General features: G+C 58.3%; 15 protein-coding genes. 11 read left to right on the top strand and 4 right to left on the bottom strand.

Translation table 11 applies throughout. From position 1 onward, the window contains the following. The first annotated feature begins 252 nt into the window (after positions 1–252). The gene (locus tag D8779_RS13070; RefSeq protein ID WP_136664918.1) at positions 253–1,437 is read left to right on the top strand and encodes an MFS transporter; all 1,185 of its coding nucleotides are present in this window, start codon (positions 253–255) and stop codon (positions 1,435–1,437) included. A 360-nt stretch (positions 1,438–1,797) separates the two neighbouring features. Continuing rightward, entirely contained in the window at positions 1,798–4,377 is a 2,580-nt protein-coding gene (locus tag D8779_RS13065) for an EAL domain-containing protein (protein WP_136664917.1), read from the top strand. Between the two features lie 14 nt (positions 4,378–4,391). Here the strand turns inward: D8779_RS13065 and D8779_RS13060 are convergent, their stop codons facing one another. Further along, positions 4,392–5,390 carry an AraC family transcriptional regulator gene (locus D8779_RS13060; protein WP_136664916.1) on the bottom strand — a complete coding sequence of 333 codons (999 nt, stop codon included), beginning with the start codon at positions 5,388–5,390 and terminating at the stop codon, positions 4,392–4,394. Positions 5,391–5,548: 158 nt separating this feature from the next. Between D8779_RS13060 and D8779_RS13055 the strand changes: the two genes are divergently transcribed. From D8779_RS13055 to D8779_RS13020, 8 genes are all read left to right on the top strand, one after another. Continuing rightward, positions 5,549–6,688 carry an acyl-CoA dehydrogenase family protein gene (locus D8779_RS13055; protein WP_136664915.1) on the top strand — a complete coding sequence of 380 codons (1,140 nt, stop codon included), beginning with the start codon at positions 5,549–5,551 and terminating at the stop codon, positions 6,686–6,688. Positions 6,689–6,744: 56 nt separating this feature from the next. Continuing rightward, positions 6,745–8,382, top strand: coding sequence for an AMP-binding protein (locus tag D8779_RS13050; protein ID WP_136664914.1), 1,638 nt, complete (start codon positions 6,745–6,747; stop codon positions 8,380–8,382). 148 nt (positions 8,383–8,530) lie between these two features. Then, the gene (locus D8779_RS13045; protein ID WP_136664913.1) at positions 8,531–9,712 is read left to right on the top strand and encodes a CaiB/BaiF CoA transferase family protein; all 1,182 of its coding nucleotides are present in this window, start codon (positions 8,531–8,533) and stop codon (positions 9,710–9,712) included. Positions 9,713–10,119: 407 nt separating this feature from the next. Further along, positions 10,120–10,737 carry a PAQR family membrane homeostasis protein TrhA gene (gene trhA / locus D8779_RS13040; RefSeq protein WP_136664912.1) on the top strand — a complete coding sequence of 206 codons (618 nt, stop codon included), beginning with the start codon at positions 10,120–10,122 and terminating at the stop codon, positions 10,735–10,737. A gap of 172 nt (positions 10,738–10,909) precedes the next feature. Then, entirely contained in the window at positions 10,910–11,806 is an 897-nt protein-coding gene (locus tag D8779_RS20935) for a MotA/TolQ/ExbB proton channel family protein (protein WP_136664911.1), read from the top strand. 2 nt (positions 11,807–11,808) lie between these two features. After that, positions 11,809–12,243 (top strand): biopolymer transporter ExbD, encoded by a 435-nt coding sequence (locus D8779_RS13030; RefSeq protein ID WP_136664910.1) that lies wholly within the window; start codon positions 11,809–11,811, stop codon positions 12,241–12,243. Beyond that, entirely contained in the window at positions 12,243–12,956 is a 714-nt protein-coding gene (locus tag D8779_RS13025; RefSeq protein WP_136664909.1) for a TonB C-terminal domain-containing protein, read from the top strand. The genes D8779_RS13030 and D8779_RS13025 overlap by 1 nt, the downstream gene beginning before the upstream one ends. Before the next feature lie 17 nt (positions 12,957–12,973). Next, positions 12,974–15,487, top strand: a complete 2,514-nt coding sequence (locus tag D8779_RS13020; RefSeq protein WP_167492574.1) for an ankyrin repeat domain-containing protein — start codon at positions 12,974–12,976, stop codon at positions 15,485–15,487. 5 nt (positions 15,488–15,492) lie between these two features. Here the strand turns inward: D8779_RS13020 and D8779_RS13015 are convergent, their stop codons facing one another. The 3 genes from D8779_RS13015 to D8779_RS13005 form a co-directional block, all read right to left on the bottom strand. Beyond that, positions 15,493–15,987 (bottom strand): SprT family zinc-dependent metalloprotease, encoded by a 495-nt coding sequence (locus tag D8779_RS13015; protein WP_136664907.1) that lies wholly within the window; start codon positions 15,985–15,987, stop codon positions 15,493–15,495. Between the two features lie 114 nt (positions 15,988–16,101). Next, the gene (locus D8779_RS13010; protein WP_136664906.1) at positions 16,102–16,701 is read right to left on the bottom strand and encodes a Yip1 family protein; all 600 of its coding nucleotides are present in this window, start codon (positions 16,699–16,701) and stop codon (positions 16,102–16,104) included. Positions 16,702–16,864: 163 nt separating this feature from the next. After that, positions 16,865–17,461, bottom strand: a complete 597-nt coding sequence (locus D8779_RS13005; protein ID WP_136664905.1) for a DNA-J related domain-containing protein — start codon at positions 17,459–17,461, stop codon at positions 16,865–16,867. Between the two features lie 97 nt (positions 17,462–17,558). On the opposite strand from D8779_RS13005, the gene ttcA reads away from it, so the two are divergent. Then, positions 17,559–18,383, top strand: coding sequence for a tRNA 2-thiocytidine(32) synthetase TtcA (gene ttcA, locus D8779_RS13000; protein WP_136664904.1), 825 nt, complete (start codon positions 17,559–17,561; stop codon positions 18,381–18,383). Positions 18,384–18,413 lie beyond the last annotated feature (30 nt).

The following is an 18,413-nucleotide window of genomic DNA, read 5'->3' as shown; positions in this document are numbered from 1 at the left end:
AATTATTTTTCAGGCAACCCCAAGCCTTCTTACTTGCAGAGTAAATCGCTTGATGCGTGCGTCAGCATTTATGGTGCCGTACTCACGTTTTTAATCTGTCATTGCGGGTCGCTACTTTTTGACTGTCGTTGGGCCAGGCGTTGTTTTGTTCAGGTTCAGCAAAATGGCTGTGCAGCGCACGCAAAGCCAGCTCGGCAGCTGCGTGTTAGTCTGCCGTAACGGCCGATCTAGAGCCATTTTGTGAGCTTGCTGATGCCTGCTGCCAATTCACCTGCGCACCTGATGCGCGGCACTGCTGCCTACCGGCGTGCCACCGTTGCGCTGTTCTGCGCCGGGTTTGCCACCTTTGCTTTGCTCTATTGCGTACAGCCGCTGTTGCCGTTGCTGGCTGCGCATTTCGCCGTGTCGGCTGCGGGTAGCAGTCTCGCGTTATCACTGACCACTCTGAGCCTGGCGCTGTGCTTGTTGGTGTCCGGTGCGCTGGCCGAGAGTTGGGGGCGTAAGCCGGTCATGGTGATAGCTCTAGGGTTGGCGTCATTATTGGGGATCGCTTGCGCTTTTGTTGATAGCTGGGATCACCTGTTATGGCTGCGTGCGTTGCTTGGGCTCGCGCTCAGCGGCTTGCCGGCGCTGGCCATGGCCTATGTGGGGGAGGAATTTGACCCGCAAGCATTGCCTGCGGCAATGGGCCTGTATATCGGCGGCACGGCATTGGGTGGTTTGCTGGGGCGCTTGCTCGCCGGCTTGCTCAGCGACCTCGGTGGCTGGCCGCTGGCCTTGGCCGGTATTGCGGGCATGGGCTTGCTGGCGCTGGGGCTGTTTATCTGGCTGCTGCCGCCGTCGCGGCATTTCACCGCGCAATCGTTGTCGCTGCGCGGCTTGCTGCGTAACTTTGCCGCGCATCTGAGCAACGGAGAATTGCGCCGGCTGTTTCTGATGGCTTTTTTATTGATGGGCGGCTTTGTTGCCTTGTTCAACTATGTCGGCTTTCGCTTGGCGGCCGCACCGTTCAACCTGTCATCCAGCCTGATCGGGTTGCTGTTTACGGTGTATCTGCTGGGGATTTTCAGTGCCGGATGGGCGGGGCGCCTGGTGCCACGTTTGGGTGCGCGGCAGGTGATGCAGGGTGGCATCGGCATCATGCTGTTCGGCGTTGCGCTTTGTGCCACGCCCTGGCTGAGCGCGGCTGTGGCGGGTTTGGCGTTATTCACCCTGGGTTTTTTCGCCGCCCATGCGGTGGCCAGCGGGCAGGTGGGGCAACGGGCTAGTGGCGCCAAGGCGCAGGCTTCGGCGCTTTATCTGTGTGCGTATTACCTGGGCTCTAGCGTGATTGGTTACGGCGCCGGGTATATCTGGGAACACGCCGGCTGGCTGCCGATGCTCGCGGTATTGGCTGCTCTGTTTGTCGCCGCAGGAGTCAGCGCCCGCAAGCTGTAAGGGGCGAAACGTTCAGCCGTTAGGATGGGTTGAGTGCAGCGATACCCATGCGGGGAATGTGCTGGATGCCGTCGTTGCGCGGTTCTCGTGGCATCCATTTCGCTCAACCCATCCTACGGCCTCGATCAGCCTACACGTCGAGGCCACTCGGTTTTGGTTGTTTGATGACACATCAATGAGCACTGCAGGAGGTGGTGATTTTTCCTGTTCAGCTGTTCAACGAGCCGAATCAAAAGTTAATACAAATATCTACGCAGATACCTTCTGTGCCGCTTTCCTGAGCGCATCGAGTGACTAGACTGCGTAGGTATAACAAAAAATAAAATGCCGCCGACTGGCCGCTAACGGAGACATTATTCCGTGCACCTTAACAGGGCGTTAAACATCCTGGTCGCCGTTCTAAGTCTGTGCTTGAGCCTAAGTGCTTGGGCGCAACCAGAACCGATTGAGATCACTTCAGAATCAGCCATCCAGACCCATTTTCAGTTCTGGGAGGACGCTACAGGCGAGGCCTCAATTGATCAGGTGGCGAGCTTAGCCAACGAGCGTTGGGCGCTGATAGCCAATGGCAGCGCCACCTTCGGCCTTACGCAATCAGCCTATTGGTTGCGCTTTTCAATCAAGAACCAAACACCGCTCAACCTCAACCTGATTACTGAACTCGGTTATTCCCAGTTGGATGATGTGGCTTTCTATGTGTATGCGGGAAACGTCCAAGAAAAACAGCTGAAAACCGGTGATGGTCGGCCCTTCTACCCACGTGACGTCGACCATCCAAGCATGTTGTTGCGCATCACCCTGGCACCCGAAGAAATCAAGACGGTGTATGTGCGGGTCGCGACGGCCGGTTCCATGATCGTGCCGCTACGGATCTGGCGTGAGCAAACGTTTTTTGAAACCGCCGCCTATGAGCTGAAGCTGCATTTTTTCTACTACGGCTGCATCTTTGTCATCGTCTTGATCAATCTCGCCGTGTACCTGAGTCTGCGCGAGAATCTGTATCTCTACTATGCCCTTGCACTGTCCGGTTACCTGTTGTTTTTCGCCTCCATCAAAGGTTTCAGTTTTCAACACCTCTACCCCCTGCTGCCGGAGTTGCATGCCAAGGCGCTGCTCGTGTCGATACCTGCTCTGGCGCTGTTCTCACTGCTGTTCTGTCGCGAGTTCCTAAGCACCAAAATCCATAGCCCGCGGTTGGATAAAGTGTTGATCGCAATGATGGTGTTCGAGGTGCTATTTCTCATCTCTGCCCCTTTTCTGGACTATCACACAGGCATCCAGCTGGCATCGTTTTCCGCGCTGGTGTTTTTTTCGCTGCTGTTGGTCGCCGGTCCTGTTGTGTGGATGGAAGGCGTTCGCGCAGGGGCCTTTTTCACCGTTGCCTGGACGCCGTTGACTATCGGGGTGCTGGCAACGTCTGGCAGGGCGCTCGGGGTATTTCCTGAGAACTTCTTTACTGAGTACGCCATGCAGATCGGCTCAGGACTGGAAGCCTTTATCCTCACGGTGGCCCTGGCGGATCGGCTATACCGTGAGCGTGAAGACAAGATCGCTGCGCAAGCTGCCAGCTTGCGCGAGGCCCAGTCTCGCAACGAGGCTCAAAACCGGCTCACCGAAGCCTTGACGCACGACTCTGTAACCGGGCTGCCCAACCGCAATCGTTTTGAGTTGATGGTCGATCAGCAACTGCAGGAGGCGCCCCAGCGTCGTTATATGGTGGGCGTGGCCCGGATCACGCGACTGGACGAAATCAACCGCACGCTTGGCCTGACCAGAAGTGAATGGATAGTGAAGCGCGTAGCCGAGCAAATGGTCGAGCTGGCGGCCGGCTTGCCGCTGGTAAAGGCTATTCGGGATAACCAAGGCCGAGAAGAGCGGGTTTATCACCTGTCCAGCGACTGCTTCTGCTTGCTGATTGATGTGGGCAAAGCGGTAAATGATTTCTCTGCCCTCAACGCCGCGTTAAGGCGTTTGGCCGAACCGATATGGTTGGACCACCTGGCGATTGAGTTGAACCCGCGCTTCGGCGCGGCCAGCTACCCGGAGCATGGTCGAACTGCTGCTGAGTTGATTCGCAATGCTCATGTCGGCATGGAGGTTACGCCGCGGGGGCTCAACGAAACCGGTCTTTATTCCAAACGGCACGACATTTACAACGAGAGTCGTCTGACCTTAATGGCGGATCTGCGCGAAGCCTTGCAACACAACCAAACCCTGCTTTTTTACCAGCCCAAACAGGACCTCAAAACCGGCCATATTATTGGTGTGGAGGCGTTAATTCGTTGGCACCACCATGAGCGGGGCTGGGTAAACCCGGCAGATTTCATTCCCTTGGCGGAGGAGACGGGCGTCATTATTCAACTGACCCGATGGGTTATCGGGCAGGCCACGGCAGATTTGGCGCACTTGCAGCAGGATTACCCGCAGTTGAGTGTGGCGATTAATATCTCCGCGCGCGATCTGGAATCCGCCGAGCTGCACAGCACGCTGGCGTTGGCCCTGCAGCACAATGGGCTGCAGGCCTGCTCCGTCACCCTGGAAATCACCGAAACTGCAGCCATGCTCGACCCCGCCCGCAGCCTGCAGGCACTGAATGTGTTGGCTGAGCTAGGTCACCCTATTTCCATTGATGACTTTGGCAGCGGCTATTCCTCGCTGTCTTATCTCAAGCAACTGCCAGCCTCAGAGCTGAAGCTGGACCGTTCGCTGATTCATGATGTCTGCGTCAGTGAAAGCGCCGATGTGATTGTCTCTACCGCTATTCAGATGGCGCGCAGCCTCGGTTATCGGGTGGTGGGTGAGGGCATTGAAGATGCCGAGACGGCCAGCCGGTTGCAGTCAGAAGGCTGCGACATGCTACAGGGCTACTGGCTGTGCAAGCCCAAGCCGATCGCTGAGCTCAAACAGTGGTTGCAGGTTTTCAACTCAAACAACGTTTAAGCAGTGCGGCATTCTTATGCCTCTTGCGCCCTATACGCCCCCGGCGTTAGCCCCGTCCATTTCTTAAACGCCCGATGAAACGCCGAGGGCTCGGAGAAACCGAGTTGTTCGGCGATGTCCTGAATCGCCAAATCGGCGCGGCCCAGGTGGTAGATGGCCAAGTCGCGGCGCAGGTGGTCTTTTAATTCCTGAAAACTCGAACCCTCCTCGCGCAAATGCCGGCGCAGGGTTTGTGGGCTCATGTGCAGTTGTTGCGCGACGGCATCCAGATCCGGCCAGTTGCTGCAGTCGCGGCCGAGCAGGCGGCGGATTTGGCTGATCAGGCTGTCACCACCGTCTGGGCGGGCCAGCAGGTCGGCGGGGGAGTGTTGGAGGAATTGCTTGAGGGTGCGTTCGTCCTGCAATAGCGGCATGGTCAGGTAGCGGGCATGGAACAGTAGGCTGGTTTGCCCGGCCGCGAAGCGCCGGTTGCAGGGGAATAACAGCTCGTACTCGCTGGCATGGACGGGCTGGCCGTAGGTGAAGGTGGCTTCTTCCAGACGGATACGTTGGCCGATCAACCAGCTGCCAAGGCGGTGCCAGATCACCAGCAGGCTTTCCACTAGAAAGTGGTCCGGGTCGCACAGGTTGGTGCCGTCCACACTCAGTCGCGCCCAGTCGCCTTCGCGTTGAATGCTGATGGTCGGCGCTTCGGGGAATAGGCTGTAGAACAGAGCACCTCGGCCCAGGGCTTTTTCCAGTGAGCGGCAATGGATGATGGCGTAACACATCATGGCGAAGGTGCCGGGCTTGCTGCGCAGGCGGCCAAAGCCCAGGTATTCGTCGTCAAGGCTTTCCCAGAGTAATTGCATCAGACGGGCGAACTGTTCGGGCGCGACGCGGGCGCGCGGCTCATCGAGCAAGGCGGCCTGAATGCCCACTTGGCGCAGCAGTGCGGCGCAGTCGTGGCCCTGGCGCTCGGCTCCGCTCAATGCAGCGCGGACAAAGTGGCTGGCGATGGTGCGTTCGCGCATGACAACTCCTTGAAAGTGCGTCGATGGTAGGCAGCTCAATGCGCTAAGGACAAGTGCCGAGCGAATGGGTCAATCCAGGCTGAGCGTATGGGTCATTGAGGCGGGCGGGCGGGGCGGCCTAACCTGCAACACGACTTCAACTCAGGGAGCACACTCGCATGCAGCGCAATATTTTCGACACTGAACACACAATGTTCCGCGACGCCTTTGCCGCCTTCCTCAAGAAAGAAGTAGTGCCGCATCAGGATCAGTGGGAGGCCGACGGCATGGTCAGCCGTGAGGTGTGGAAGAAGGCCGGTGACATGGGTTTTCTGCTGCCATGGGCGGATGAGGAGTACGGTGGCTCGGGCCTTAAGGATTTTCGCTATGAGCAGATCATGTGCGAGGAGCTGGCCAAGATAAACGAGGCCGGCTTTATGTTGCCGCTGCACTCGGCGTTGTGTGGGCCCTATATTGCCGAGTACGGCAATGCCGAGCAGAAGGCGCGGCTTATGCCGGGCATCATCAGCGGCGAGCTGATTTTGGCCGTGGCGATGACCGAACCCAGCGCCGGTTCCGACTTGGCCGGCATGCGCACCACGGCAGTGGATAAGGGCGATCACTACGAACTGAACGGCTCCAAGGTGTTTATCTCCAACGGCATCCTTGCGGACGTGGTGATCGTCGCAGCCAAGACGGACCCGGCCAACAAACACGCTATGGGCCTGTTTTTGGTCGAGCGCGGCATGCAGGGTTTCGAGCGCGGTACGCCGCTGAAAAAGCTTGGGATGAAGAGCCAGGACACCGCTGAGCTGTTCTTCAATAACGTCAAAGTACCCAAGGCTAACCTGCTTGGTGATGCTAAAGGCGGCTTCTTCTATTTGATGAATATGCTTGCCCAAGAGCGTCTGACCAATGCCTGCGGCGCGGTAGCCGGTGCCGAGGCGGCGCTGCAAGTGACCATCGATTATGTGCGCGAGCGCAAGGCGTTCGATCGGCCGATCTCGCACTTCCAAAACACCCGTTTCAAGCTGGCGGAAATGCGCACGCAAATCGACGTGGCCCAGGTGTTTGTCGATCGCTGCGTACTCGATCACAACGAGAAGAAACTCACCCCGGAAGTGGCCGCCGAGGCCAAGCTGTTTACCACCGAGTTGCTGGGCAAGGTTGTGGACGAAGGGGTACAACTGCATGGCGGATGGGGTTATATGTGGGAGTACCCGATCTGCAAAATGTACGCGAACGCGCGTATTCAGCGGATTTTTGCCGGTACCTCGGAAATCATGAAAGAGATCATCAGCCGCGGCATGAAGCTTTAATACAGAGCCAATAGTTGAGCGACGCTCGACAGACAATAACAACAAGAGGTCTGTACATGGATGAGCAACTGCCCCTGGAGCGTTTCGCGCTCTGGGTTGAAAAACGCCCGGATGCAGTCTGGCTGCGCCAGCCGGTGGACGGTCAGTGGCATGACTTCACCTGGCGTCAGGTCGATGACCAGGCCCGGCGTTTGGCCAGCGCACTGCTGGCTCAGGGCTGCGTGCCGGGAGACCGGGTGGCGCTGCTGTCGAAGAACTGCGCCGAGTGGTTTATCTGTGATCTGGCGATCATGCTGGCCGGGTTGATCAGCGTGCCGCTGTACCCACTGCAATCGGCCGAGAGCATTGCCTACGTGCTGGAGCATGCGCAGTGCAAGGTCATCCTGCTCGGCAAATTGGATGACGCCGAGAAGCTGGAAGCGGGAATTGGCCCGCAGCTGACGCGCATTGCGCTGCCGTACCCGACCCTCGCCTGCACCCATGACTGGCATACGTTGCTGGCCGCCCATGAGCCGCTGCAAACCGCTGCAGTGCAACAGCCCGATCAAGTGCTGACGCTGGTGTACACCTCCGGCACCACAGGTAATCCAAAAGGCGTGATGCTCTCGGTGCACGCGATGGCCTTTACCTCGGCCAATGCCTGCCGGGAAATGGACATGAGCACGGAGGACCGTTTCTTTTCCTTTTTGCCGCTGTCGCATGTGGCCGAGCGCTTTATGGTCGAATTCAACAGCCTGTATTGCGGCGCGCCCGTGGCGTTTGTTGAGTCGATGGAGACCTTTTCCCGTGATTTGTGTCATGTGCGGCCCACGGTTTTTTTCGCCGTGCCACGCCTGTGGACGCGCTTTCAGCTGGGGGTGCTGGAGAAACTGCCGCAGGCCAAGCTGACCCGGCTACTGCGCATTCCGCTGATTGGTGCACTGGTGGCACGCAAGATTCGGCGAGGCCTGGGTCTCGATCAGGCGCGCGTGATGATCTCCGGTGCTGCGGCAATTTCGCGAGGGCTGCTCGACTGGTATCAAGCGATCGGCCTGACCCTCTGCGAAGGCTATGGCATGAGCGAAAACGTCGCTTACGGCTGCTTCAATCGGCCCGGTCAGGTGCGTTTTGGCACCGTGGGGCGGCCGATGAAAGGCTTGGAAGTGCGTATTGCTGACTCTGGCGAGATTTTGTTCCGCAGCCCGACACTGATGCTTGGTTACTACCTGGACCCAGAAAAAACCGCCGAGGCCTTGGTTGATGGCTGGTTGCACACTGGCGACAAGGGTGAGTTGGACGGCGATGGCTATTTGCGCATTACCGGGCGGGTGAAGGACATCTTCAAAACCAGTAAGGGCAAGTACATTGCCCCAGCGCCGATTGAAGGTGAAATTGCCAAGAATCACTGGATTGAACAGGTGTGCCTAATGGGTAGCAATCTGGACCAGCCAGTGGCGCTGATCGAACTCTCGCCCGCGGCCCGCGAGCAAGCCCAGGAAAAAGTGGCGGCCGATCTGCATCAGACCTTGGACCAGCTCAATGCCACGCTGCAGAACCATGAGCGGGTCAGCCACTTTGTCTTGGTGCGTGAGGCCTGGACGGTGGACAACGGTTGCATGACCCCAACCATGAAAATCCGCCGCAATGTGCTCGAAGCGCGCTTTGCCGATGAAGTCGCTGTGCTCAATACCCAGCAGCCCCTGCATTGGCAATAACAGCTGTGCTTGCGTAGCCGGATGTGATCCGGGAAAGGTTTCGCCGTACAGGCCCCTCCCGGATTGCATCCGGACTACGACGAAGAACGTAGGATGGGTTGAGCACAGCGATACCCATCGGCGTTGAAGGTTATTTATAGGAGCTGTTATGTCTGGCCCGCTGTCATCCCTGAAAGTGCTGGATTTCTCCACCCTGTTACCGGGACCATTTGCCTCGCTGTTGTTGGGCGATATGGGCGCAGAGGTATTGCGCGTCGAGTCGCCCAGCCGCATGGACCTGGTGCGCGTACTGCCGCCCCATGACGGTGGTGTTTCTGCCAGCCATGCTTACCTCAATCGCAATAAACGCTGCATCGCCCTGGACCTGAAAAAGCCCGAGGCCGTGGAAATGGTCAAGCAACTGGTGGCTGAGTACGACATCGTGCTGGAGCAATTTCGCCCCGGCGTAATGGACAAGCTCGGTGTGGGTTATGCGGCGCTCAAGGCGATCAATCCCAAGCTGATCTACGTGTCGATCACCGGCTATGGCCAGACCGGGCCGTATAAGGACCGCGCCGGGCATGACATCAACTATCTGGCCTTGGCCGGTATCGCCAGCTACACCGGTCGGCGTGACACTGGGCCGCTGCCGCTGGGCATTCAGGCGGCGGATATCGCCGGTGGTTCCTTGCACGGGGTGATTGGCTTGTTGGCGGCGGTGATTCAGCGCCAGGCAACGGGGCAGGGCCAACACGTGGACATCAGCATGACCGACTGCGCCTTCAGCCTGCATGGCATGGCCGGCGCGGGTTACCTGGCCGCAGGGGTTGAGCCGGAGATGGAAAATCAAGCGCTCAACGGCGGCAGTTTTTACGACTACTACCGCACCCGCGACGGACGCTGGTTCTCGGTAGGTAGCCTGGAACCGCAGTTTATGCAGCAGTTCTGTGCGGCTATCGGCCGGCCGGAACTGGCGGCGCGCGGCTTATCGCAGAAACCTGAGGATCAGCAGGCGCTCAAGCGCGAGATTGAAATCGAGTTTGAAAAGCGTGATTTCGTCGAGTGGAGCCAGGTGTTTGGTGGGCTGGATGCTTGCGTAGAACCGATGCTCAGCCTCGCCGAAGCTACGGTCCATCCGCAGCTCAAGGCCCGTGGGCTGGTGACGGAGGTGCCCCGTGTGGGTCATGCACCACAAGCGCAGATCGCCTGCCCGATCAAGTTTTCCAGCGGCTTGCCCACGCCTCGGCATATCGGCGCGGCGCTGGGTGCGCACACCGAGGAGGTGTTGGCGGAATTGGGCTACACGGCTGAGCAGGTTGCCCAGTTCAAGGCCAACAAGGTTGTCGCGTGAACCTGCCGGGGCTGTAGCTCTACAGCCCCAAATGTGACTGAGGCTGCACGGCAAGCAGCTTGTGCCGGTATTGAAAGGCTTTGTCCCGAGAGCGTGTTGCAGGCAGCTTTTGTAGGGTGGGTGGCGCGCAAGTGGTTTGACGAAGTAATGCCGTGACCCGTGCGCCACGTAATCCACCATGCGGTAATCGGTTGGCTCTGTTGGTGGGTTACGGCGCAACAGAGTAGGCGTCGACAGGTAGTACGCGTCATGCGCCTAACCCACCCTACGAATTACTGAGCTGGCGAAACGACCGGTATTTGGGGTGGGTTGTGGCAGAGTATTGGAAAAGGGGCACTCGTCAAACGCTGATTTTTCCGGCATAAGCCTGTGGCATTGCGCTTTGGCTCGGTTGGGGAATCGAAATTATGTATCACGGGGAAAGATTCAACGCCTGGACGCACCTGCTCGGTGCTGTCTTAGCCTGTATTGGCGCGGTCTGGCTGCTGGTGTTGGCGGGTCTGCAGGGCGACGTGAGCAAGATCGTCAGTGTGGCGATTTATGGTGTGACGCTGGTGTTGCTCTACAGCATCTCCACCCTTTACCACAGCCTGCAGGGGCGGGCGAAGGTGGTGATGCGCAAGCTCGATCACCTGTCGATCTACCTGCTTATCGCCGGCAGCTATACGCCGTTTTGCTTGGTAACGCTCGAAGGTGCGTGGGGCTGGACCTTGTTTGGCATCGTTTGGACGCTGGCGGCCATCGGCATGTTGCAAGAGATAAAACCGCGCTCTGAAGCACGCGTGTTGTCGATTGTGATCTACGCAGTGATGGGCTGGATTGTGCTGATTGCAGTCAAACCACTGATTGCTGCACTGGGTATGCAAGGCTTTATCTGGTTGGCCGGCGGTGGCGTGCTGTACACCGTGGGTATCATCTTTTTCGCTTATGACAGCCGTTTTCGCCACTGGCATGGCATCTGGCACCTGTTCGTCATGGGCGGCAGCCTGATGCATTTTGTTGCAGTGCTGTTCTACGTTCTGTAGCCAGTGCCCGTATGCTCCTGCGCTATCTTGTCCCTTTTAGGTAACCGGGCGTGAAGTGAAACCTTAACGCCCGGATTGACTGCATCCTTTAGCGGACTTGCCAATCTGGGCACTATGAGTCACCCATCGGTTACGTCACACTGGCCGCCAAAAATAAAAACAAGGAGGTTTTATGCAGTTCGGTTCTTTTGGTCCATCAATGGCTCGCTGGCAAGCGCGGATGCGCTTGGCCGCCTTGTTGGTATTAATCGGTTTGAGCGGCGTGACCGCTTCTGCGGTGTTGGCCAAGGTAGATGCATCATCCCCAGCACCGTTGTCCGAGGCCGCCGCCCCAGCGTCAGCCAACTCGGCTGCAACCACAGTGGCACCAGATTTAGCCCCTGCGCTGCCAAGCACGCAGCGTTTCGGTGTGCGCGAGATGTTTGCCCAGGCCGACTGGGTGGTGAAGTCAGTGATGATTGTTCTGTTGTTCTGCTCATTGCTGACGTGGGCCGTATTGTTCGAGAAGCTGATTGTCTTTGCGCGGGCTCGGCAGGCCAATAATCGGTTCCTGGGTGCCTTTCGCAAGGGTGAACTGGAACAGCTGGACACTGTAGCGAGCAACAGCGCCATGGCCCGGATGTGGCAGGTCAGCCAGGCTGAGCTCAAACAGTTCAGCCGCAATCGCACGCAAGAAGCCAGCGCCGATCAGATCAATCGGCTGTTGCAGCGTATGTCCCTGACCTCCAGCATCGTCCAGGAACGCGATCTGGCACGACTCGGCAGTATGATGGGCGTGCTGGCCACCATTGGCGCAACGGCACCTTTTATCGGCTTGTTCGGTACCGTCTGGGGCATTCTCAACAGTTTCGCCAGTATCGCCACGATGAAATCGTCCAGTCTGGCCGTGGTAGCCCCGGGTATCGCCGAGGCGTTGCTGGCGACTGCGCTTGGGCTGTTTGCGGCGATCCCTGCGGTGATGATTTTCAACAAGTTCGCCCGTGACATTAATGGCTTTGTTGGCGCGCTGGATAACTTCTCGGCAGAGATGATCGCGGCCATGTCGCGCAAGATGGATGAGGTGCGCTGAGCATGAGTATCCAGTTCAATTCCGGGCCCATGGTCAAGCGCCACAACTACCAACAAAACGCTGAAATGAACATCACGCCTTTCGTCGATGTGATGCTGGTGTTGTTGATTATTTTTATGGTCGCCGCGCCGCTCGCCACTGTCGATGTGCCGGTGGATCTGCCTAGCAATTCTGCGGCGGCAACCCCACCACCGACCGATCCTTTGTACATCAGCGTGCAAGCAGACGGGCTGTTATTCGTTCAGGAGCAAAGTGTGGTGCTCGCTGAACTGGCTGGGGTGGTGCAGGGCGCAACCGGTGGCCGTCTGGATACCCGGTTGTTTCTGCGCGGTGATCAAGCAGTGGACTACGGCACCCTAATGCGGGTAATGAACAACCTGCAAAAAGCGGGATACAACCAGATCAGCCTTGTGGCAGCGCAAGAGCTGACGCCCTGATGAATCGCCCTAGGATCGAAGTTCATTGGCCGATCCGCCTGCTGGTCATTCTGGTTTCCCTGGCACTGCACGGGGCCCTGCTGGTCTGGCTGTTGAGCGCGACGCTGAGCCAACCCTTGCCTGAGCAGCCGCAGCCGATTGCTGTGCAGTGGGTTGAAGAGCCGGTTGTGGTTCCGGAACCAGAACCACAACCAGAACCGGAGCTACCCGAGCCAGAGCCCATTGCCGAGCTGCCGCCTGAGCCGCCACCGGCGGTGAAAAAAACCGCGCCACCACCACGCGCGCCGACCAAACCGGCAAAAGCTGCCGGCCCCCCAGTGCATGCCTTTGGCGCCAATAATGATTGGGCCGCGCCGCCTGCCCCTGCATCGGCGCCAAGCAGCAACCGTGCGCGTCCTGTCCCGTCAGGCTATGCAGACTCAGTGAAGAATCGGGTAATCGCCAACCTCAAGCGGCCAGAGGGTGCGGTTTATACAATGCCGGCAGGCTCTAAGGTCGACCCCAATGACCTAAAGCGTAAGTGCTTTATCTCTTATGAAATCACCCTGGATAGCGCCGGCAAAATGCTCTCCTATGAGATTGATCGTTGTGGCGACCCGCTGCTGGATGCTGCTGCTGAACAGGCCGTACTCAAGGCGGGACCATTTCCACCACCGCCTAATCTAGGTGCCACGCGTTACACCGTGTACGGCACAGCTATTTTCATTAAATGAATCGGAGTCAGTGGCTCATGTCGGTTTCTGTTTATCTACGCTCGGTAACGCTGGCCGTTCTGACTGCTGGGCTTGTGGCCTGTACCACCCCTGAGCCTGCTTCTACCCCGTTAGTTCCACCGCCGCAGCTTCAAGCCCCGAGTCTGGCCAGTTTCGATTGCACGGGGGCGCTGCCCGCATTGCATCAGCAGATATGCGCCAGCGACAGCTTGGCCCGTCTCGACAAGCAACTGGTCGAGCAGTATCGAAATCGCCTGCGTGGCCTGGATCTGCCAGGAGCCTTGCTGCTTGAAGCGAACCAACGGCAATGGCTGTTGAGCCGGGCAGGGCAATGCTCCCTTAGCGGCGGGCCTAGCGCTGAGGCAGCTGCTTGTTTGGTTGAGTTATACCGGCAACGTGCTGACGACATGGCCAATTGGCCCGAAGCGCATCCCGTCTCTGGGCAACGTGCCCATGGCGTGTCGGCCTATGTCGAGTTCAGGCTGGCGGACAGTCGCGATGCTAGCCTGTGCGAGCCGATGCGCGCGGCCTTGAATCAGGATTTGCAGCGCAATGGTTGGCCCGCCCCGGCGCGTCTGCCAGGCGCTACAGCGTTGGCCGGCAGCCATGGTCCTGCCGATCATGTGGAGCTTGCCGGGCAGCGAGTCAGTGTGGATCTCTATGATGCTGGGCTGTACGCCAGCTATCAGCTGCGCGCTCGTGGGCTCAGTCGTAATGGTCAACGCCTTTTGGATGACAGCACGTTGCCGCGCTGGGTGGCGGAGTTGCCTAACTATGGTGGGCGCGCCCATCTCTCCTCGTCGCAAACCCGCGACTATGGCTCCATTGATGTCTTCCGCTTGGGCGGCAGGGAGTTGGTACTGGTCAATGAAACCTGGGGGTTTTACTCGCCAGCGGCTCGCGGTGAGTCGGCCTATGCCGGGCTCTATGCGCTGGACAGCCAAGGCTTGACTCCTTTGTGCCTCTATCAGAGCTACCTGACACCGCCGCGCAGCAATACAGTGGCCAGTCTGCCGGCGTTTGCTGCGCTGCTCGCCGAGTTAACCACGCTCGCCGGCGACCCTCCGTCCGAGGTCGCCCAGCACGAGCGCCGAGACAATGCGCAGAGCCTAAAGGAGCGGCAGTGGACGTTACTTAACATGCCGCTTGTGGGGGTGTTGGATCTGCAAGCCTATGGGCGTGAAGGCGCTATCCGCCAACGGCATGACGATAACCTTGACCGGCTCTTCGACTGGTCTGAGCGCAACCTGGGGAACAAACAGTCTTACCGGCGCGTATTGCCGATGCTGCAGCCGGCGCATCATGAATTGCAGCAACTGTTCGGTGAGCAGGGGCTCGATTCGGCGCAGGCCGCTATGGCGGCCGATTTATTGCTGTATGAAAGCTTGGCTCGTGCCAGCGAGTATTGGGCTTTACCGGCGCCGCCTGCGCAGATGCCGCTGGCGCCTCACGTTGACTATCGTCCACGTTATGCCGTTGCTCCCACCCCAGGCGACCTGGAAAGAGGGCGCAACTTTGCCACCTTGCACAGTGTGTTGCTGAATAACGCGCCAGAGCAGGTGGTCGCGGATTTTATTGCCTACGAAACCGAGAACGTCGGTGAGCGCCGTGGGCTCAGCATTGCTGGCAGTCCAGCGGTGATGGCGGCTGTGCTGGCGCCGCACAATCTAGAGCTGCTGCTGCGCAGTGATTTCGATGTTAATCAGAGCAATGCTTGGGGTAAGACTGCCTTGATGGCGGCGGCGCAGTTTAATCAGGCGCAAAGCGTGCGTCTGTTATTGCGCGGCGGTGCCGATGTGCACAGCCAGACGCGCACTGTTGCCGACGCCGGTGTTGGCGGTGTGGAGCGCGCCGAGGCGACTCAGTCACGGCAAACTGCCTTGCTGATTGCGGCCAGGCAGGCGGATGAAGCCGTGATTGACGCCCTGCGCACCGCTGGCGCCCTGCGCCAGGAGTGGCCGGATTATGCGCAGCAGGTATGCAGCGCTCTCGACAGCAACCCGCAGCTGACCAGTAGCACGCGCGAACAGCTCAAAGCGCAGCTATGCGCTACAGCCTATAGCCCAGCGCCGATAGTCGCGATGCACCGGGCTGTTCAGCTTCAGGAGCGACCGGCAGTGAGCTTGTTTGCCCGGCGCTTCGAGCTGGAGCCCAAAGTTTTGGCGGTTGAGAACCGCCAGATGGCGGTCAATCTAGGTATGGCTGCGGTGCGTCGCGGCAAGGTCAGTATTGTCGGCCCCCTGACCCTGTTTTTTTATGATCTGGCGGGTAACAGTGCGCAGCGTTTGAGCTTCGACCTGGGTTTTCCGGTGTCAGCCGGGGCGGCGGTGGTGAACAACCATAAGGTGATACGTACTGAGCAGAGCCTGGTGCTGAGCACCTACTTCGATCAGCAGCGCAACGATGTTGAAGGCACCTGGAGGGCATTGTTTGATGCTGCCGCTGCCCAAGGCCTCACTCCTTCCAATCAAGGGTATGTGGTGATCCACGATAAGGAAAAAACCGAGTACCAGCTGGTGGTTCGGCGGTAACCGGTTTACTCCAGGCGCTGTTCCCCGGTGAAACTCAAGGTCACCTTGCAACGCCGGCAGTAGTAACGCCGGCCTTTGCTGACCAGGGAGTGGCGTTGGGCAGAAAATGGGAATTCGCCCTGTGGGCAGCTGCAACGGTAGATATAGCGGCTCACCGTGCGCCGTTGCACCGTATAGCTGTGGCAACGGTTGGGTGGCAGTTCATAGACACCACGCATGATCAGCTGCCATTCCGCGCCGTGGGGTTGGATCTTTAGACCGAACAGTTGGTGCGCGATCAGGTGCGCCACTTCGTGGGGTACGGTCTGTTTGAGGAAATCTTCGCGGTTTTCCCGATACAACTGCGGGTTGAAGCGCAGCTTGTTTTCCGTCAGGTGTGCCACGCCGGCCTTTTGTCCGCGCAGCTTGAAACACACCTCGGCGCGGGCAAAAGGTTGTTTAAAGAAGGTTTCAGCCGCTTGGTAGCACTGCTCTACGCGGCTCAGAAGGTGTTCAGGCATGAATGCGGCTATCAATACGTGGCAGATGATTATGCCCAAGGCCGCGGCTGATCACAGCCCTGAAACGACGAAACCACCCGCAGGTGGTTTCGTGGTGTGTCCTGTAAGGCTGTGTTAGCTGGTGTATACCGGGCCAACGCCCATGCCCCAGAGAATCACCGAGCTGGCAATCATCGCCACCAACACCACCAAGCCAACGGCGAGCACCGAGCTGGAGAACATAAAGCCTTCGTCCTCGGGAATACCCATAAAGGCCGGTATGCCCACGTAAAGCAGGTAGACGGTGTAACAGATGGCCGCCGTGCCCACCACCATGGCCAACCACAGGTGCGGATAAAGTGCAGCCAGCCCGCCGATAAACAACGGGGTAGCCGTGTAGGCAGAGAACACCACGCATTGCGTGAGGCTAGGGCTGGCATCGTAGGTGCGCGCCATCCAGTGGATAAAGGCGCCCATTACCGCAATCCCGGCCAGCATTGCCAGGTACGTCATCACGGTCATTTGCAGGGCGCTGGCTTCTGTCAGCATCACGGGTGCTCGGCTACCGATGGACCAACCCACCTGGGTTGTGCCGATGTAGGCGGAAATTGCCGGGATAGCTGCGAGAATCAGTACGTGGGTGAGATACATGTGGCTGATGGATTCTTCTTCGCCACGGATTTCCTGCCATTCCTGGTCAGGGTGGGTGAATAGCCCCCAAACGTGATGGATCATGCCGACCTCCTATTTTTATAGCGGTCGCCCCCCAGCGTAGCGCCCGATGTGCATACACAGCAGCAGCGGGTGCGAAGCCAAACCTATGCGACCGTATGTCGCAGTATAGGCAGCCATTTCAGGGGGCAACGGGCACGGCTTAGAGCAAATCGGACTTTAAGCGTCAGCCGTAATAGCGTTCTAGGATCTCCATGGCTTTATTGATCGACTGTAAACGTTCCGTGCTGCCGCCTCGGTCCGGGTGGTGCTGACTGACCAGTTGCCGATAGCGGTGTTTTATTGTCGAAAATGTCAGGGTTTCTGCGCTGTTAGTCAGTTCAAACAACTCAAGTGCCGCTTGCTGCTCCTCACCGCCTTGCATGCGTGACCAGAAGCTCTGCAGCAGCTTGGCCACGTCCTGCTCATCGGTGTCGCTGAGTTGGTTTAGGTCGAGGTAGTAGTCGCGCAGCGGATCGTGCTCGCTCAGCTCAGCGCTACCAGCCTGATAGGGCAGCAGTTGAATGTCCAGTGCGCTGATCTGCACATAGCCGCGTTGAGCTGCCCAGAGTTGTTCACGCAGGCGATAAAGCGCATTGAACAGCAGAAAATGGGTGCGAAATAGCACCAGCTTGTCAGTCAGTGGCAAGTTGGGGATGTGCGTGCAGTGTCGGGCTTTAAGCTGCTGGATCAGGTCATATTCAGCAAGGCCGCTAGGTGCGGCACGCAGCAGCTGATGCACATGTTCGCAAAGGTCGAGTTGTGGGTCTAAATCGTCGTTCATCGGCCGAGCCTAGCATTTCAGTAACTGTGGGGTAGGGCGCGCGCCGCTTTCTGCGTAAAATGCCGCACTTTCGTAAGCTTCTGGATTCCAGCGCGCCATGGGCACCTTCTCGGTCAATCAAAACAAACTGCAAAAACGCCTGCGTCGCCAGGCTGGCGAAGCTGTTGCCGACTTCAACATGATCGAAGACGGCGATAAGGTGATGGTCTGTCTGTCCGGTGGCAAGGACAGTTACACCATGCTGGATGTGTTGCTGCACCTGCAGAAAGTGGCGCCGATTAAGTTCGAGATCGTCGCGGTAAACATGGACCAGAAACAGCCGGGTTTTCCTGAGCACGTATTGCCCGCGTATCTAGAGTCCATCGGTGTGCCGTATCACATCGTTGAAAAAGACACCTATTCGATCGTTAAAGAGAAGATCCCGGAAGGTAAGACCACCTGCTCGTTGTGCTCGCGCCTGCGTCGCGGCACGCTGTACACCTTCGCTGACGAGATCGGCGCGACCAAGATGGCCCTGGGGCATCACCGCGACGACATCCTGGAAACCTTCTTCCTCAATATGTTCTACGGCGGCACGCTCAAGGCCATGCCGCCTAAGCTGCGCGCCGATGACGGGCGTAACGTGGTAATCCGCCCGCTGGCCTACTGCAACGAAGCGGATATCGAGGCCTATAGTCAGCTAATGGAATTTCCAATCATTCCCTGCAACCTGTGCGGTTCCCAGGAGAACCTGCAGCGCCAGGTGGTCAAGGACATGCTTCAGGAATGGGAGCGCAAAACTCCCGGTCGTACTGAGATCATGTTCCGCGCTTTACAGAATGTGGTGCCATCGCAGTTGGCTGATCGCAATCTATTCGACTTCAAGGGCCTGAAAATCGATGACAGCGCCACTTCGCGCTTCCTTGATGTGATGAACCTCTGAGCCCGCAGCCTGGCCATTCAAGGATTGCCC

The organism is Pseudomonas leptonychotis (genome assembly GCF_004920405.1).
Classification (GTDB): Bacteria; Pseudomonadota; Gammaproteobacteria; order Pseudomonadales; family Pseudomonadaceae; genus Aquipseudomonas; species Aquipseudomonas leptonychotis.
This window is presented reverse-complemented; position numbering and strand designations above follow the sequence as displayed.

What these genes read in the sequence shown, in the direction of transcription:
- D8779_RS13070 (WP_136664918.1), top strand. Translation starts at nt 253, where the DNA reads ATGCCTGCTGCCAATTCACCTGCGCACCTGATGCGCGGCACTGCTGCC.
- D8779_RS13060 (WP_136664916.1), bottom strand. Translation starts at nt 5,390, where the DNA reads ATGCGCGAACGCACCATCGCCAGCCACTTTGTCCGCGCTGCATTGAGC.
- D8779_RS13055 (WP_136664915.1), top strand. Translation starts at nt 5,549, where the DNA reads ATGCAGCGCAATATTTTCGACACTGAACACACAATGTTCCGCGACGCC.
- D8779_RS13050 (WP_136664914.1), top strand. Translation starts at nt 6,745, where the DNA reads ATGGATGAGCAACTGCCCCTGGAGCGTTTCGCGCTCTGGGTTGAAAAA.
- D8779_RS13045 (WP_136664913.1), top strand. Translation starts at nt 8,531, where the DNA reads ATGTCTGGCCCGCTGTCATCCCTGAAAGTGCTGGATTTCTCCACCCTG.
- trhA (WP_136664912.1), top strand. Translation starts at nt 10,120, where the DNA reads ATGTATCACGGGGAAAGATTCAACGCCTGGACGCACCTGCTCGGTGCT.
- D8779_RS20935 (WP_136664911.1), top strand. Translation starts at nt 10,910, where the DNA reads ATGCAGTTCGGTTCTTTTGGTCCATCAATGGCTCGCTGGCAAGCGCGG.
- D8779_RS13030 (WP_136664910.1), top strand. Translation starts at nt 11,809, where the DNA reads ATGAGTATCCAGTTCAATTCCGGGCCCATGGTCAAGCGCCACAACTAC.
- D8779_RS13025 (WP_136664909.1), top strand. Translation starts at nt 12,243, where the DNA reads ATGAATCGCCCTAGGATCGAAGTTCATTGGCCGATCCGCCTGCTGGTC.
- D8779_RS13020 (WP_167492574.1), top strand. Translation starts at nt 12,974, where the DNA reads ATGTCGGTTTCTGTTTATCTACGCTCGGTAACGCTGGCCGTTCTGACT.
- D8779_RS13015 (WP_136664907.1), bottom strand. Translation starts at nt 15,987, where the DNA reads ATGCCTGAACACCTTCTGAGCCGCGTAGAGCAGTGCTACCAAGCGGCT.
- D8779_RS13010 (WP_136664906.1), bottom strand. Translation starts at nt 16,701, where the DNA reads ATGATCCATCACGTTTGGGGGCTATTCACCCACCCTGACCAGGAATGG.
- D8779_RS13005 (WP_136664905.1), bottom strand. Translation starts at nt 17,461, where the DNA reads ATGAACGACGATTTAGACCCACAACTCGACCTTTGCGAACATGTGCAT.
- ttcA (WP_136664904.1), top strand. Translation starts at nt 17,559, where the DNA reads ATGGGCACCTTCTCGGTCAATCAAAACAAACTGCAAAAACGCCTGCGT.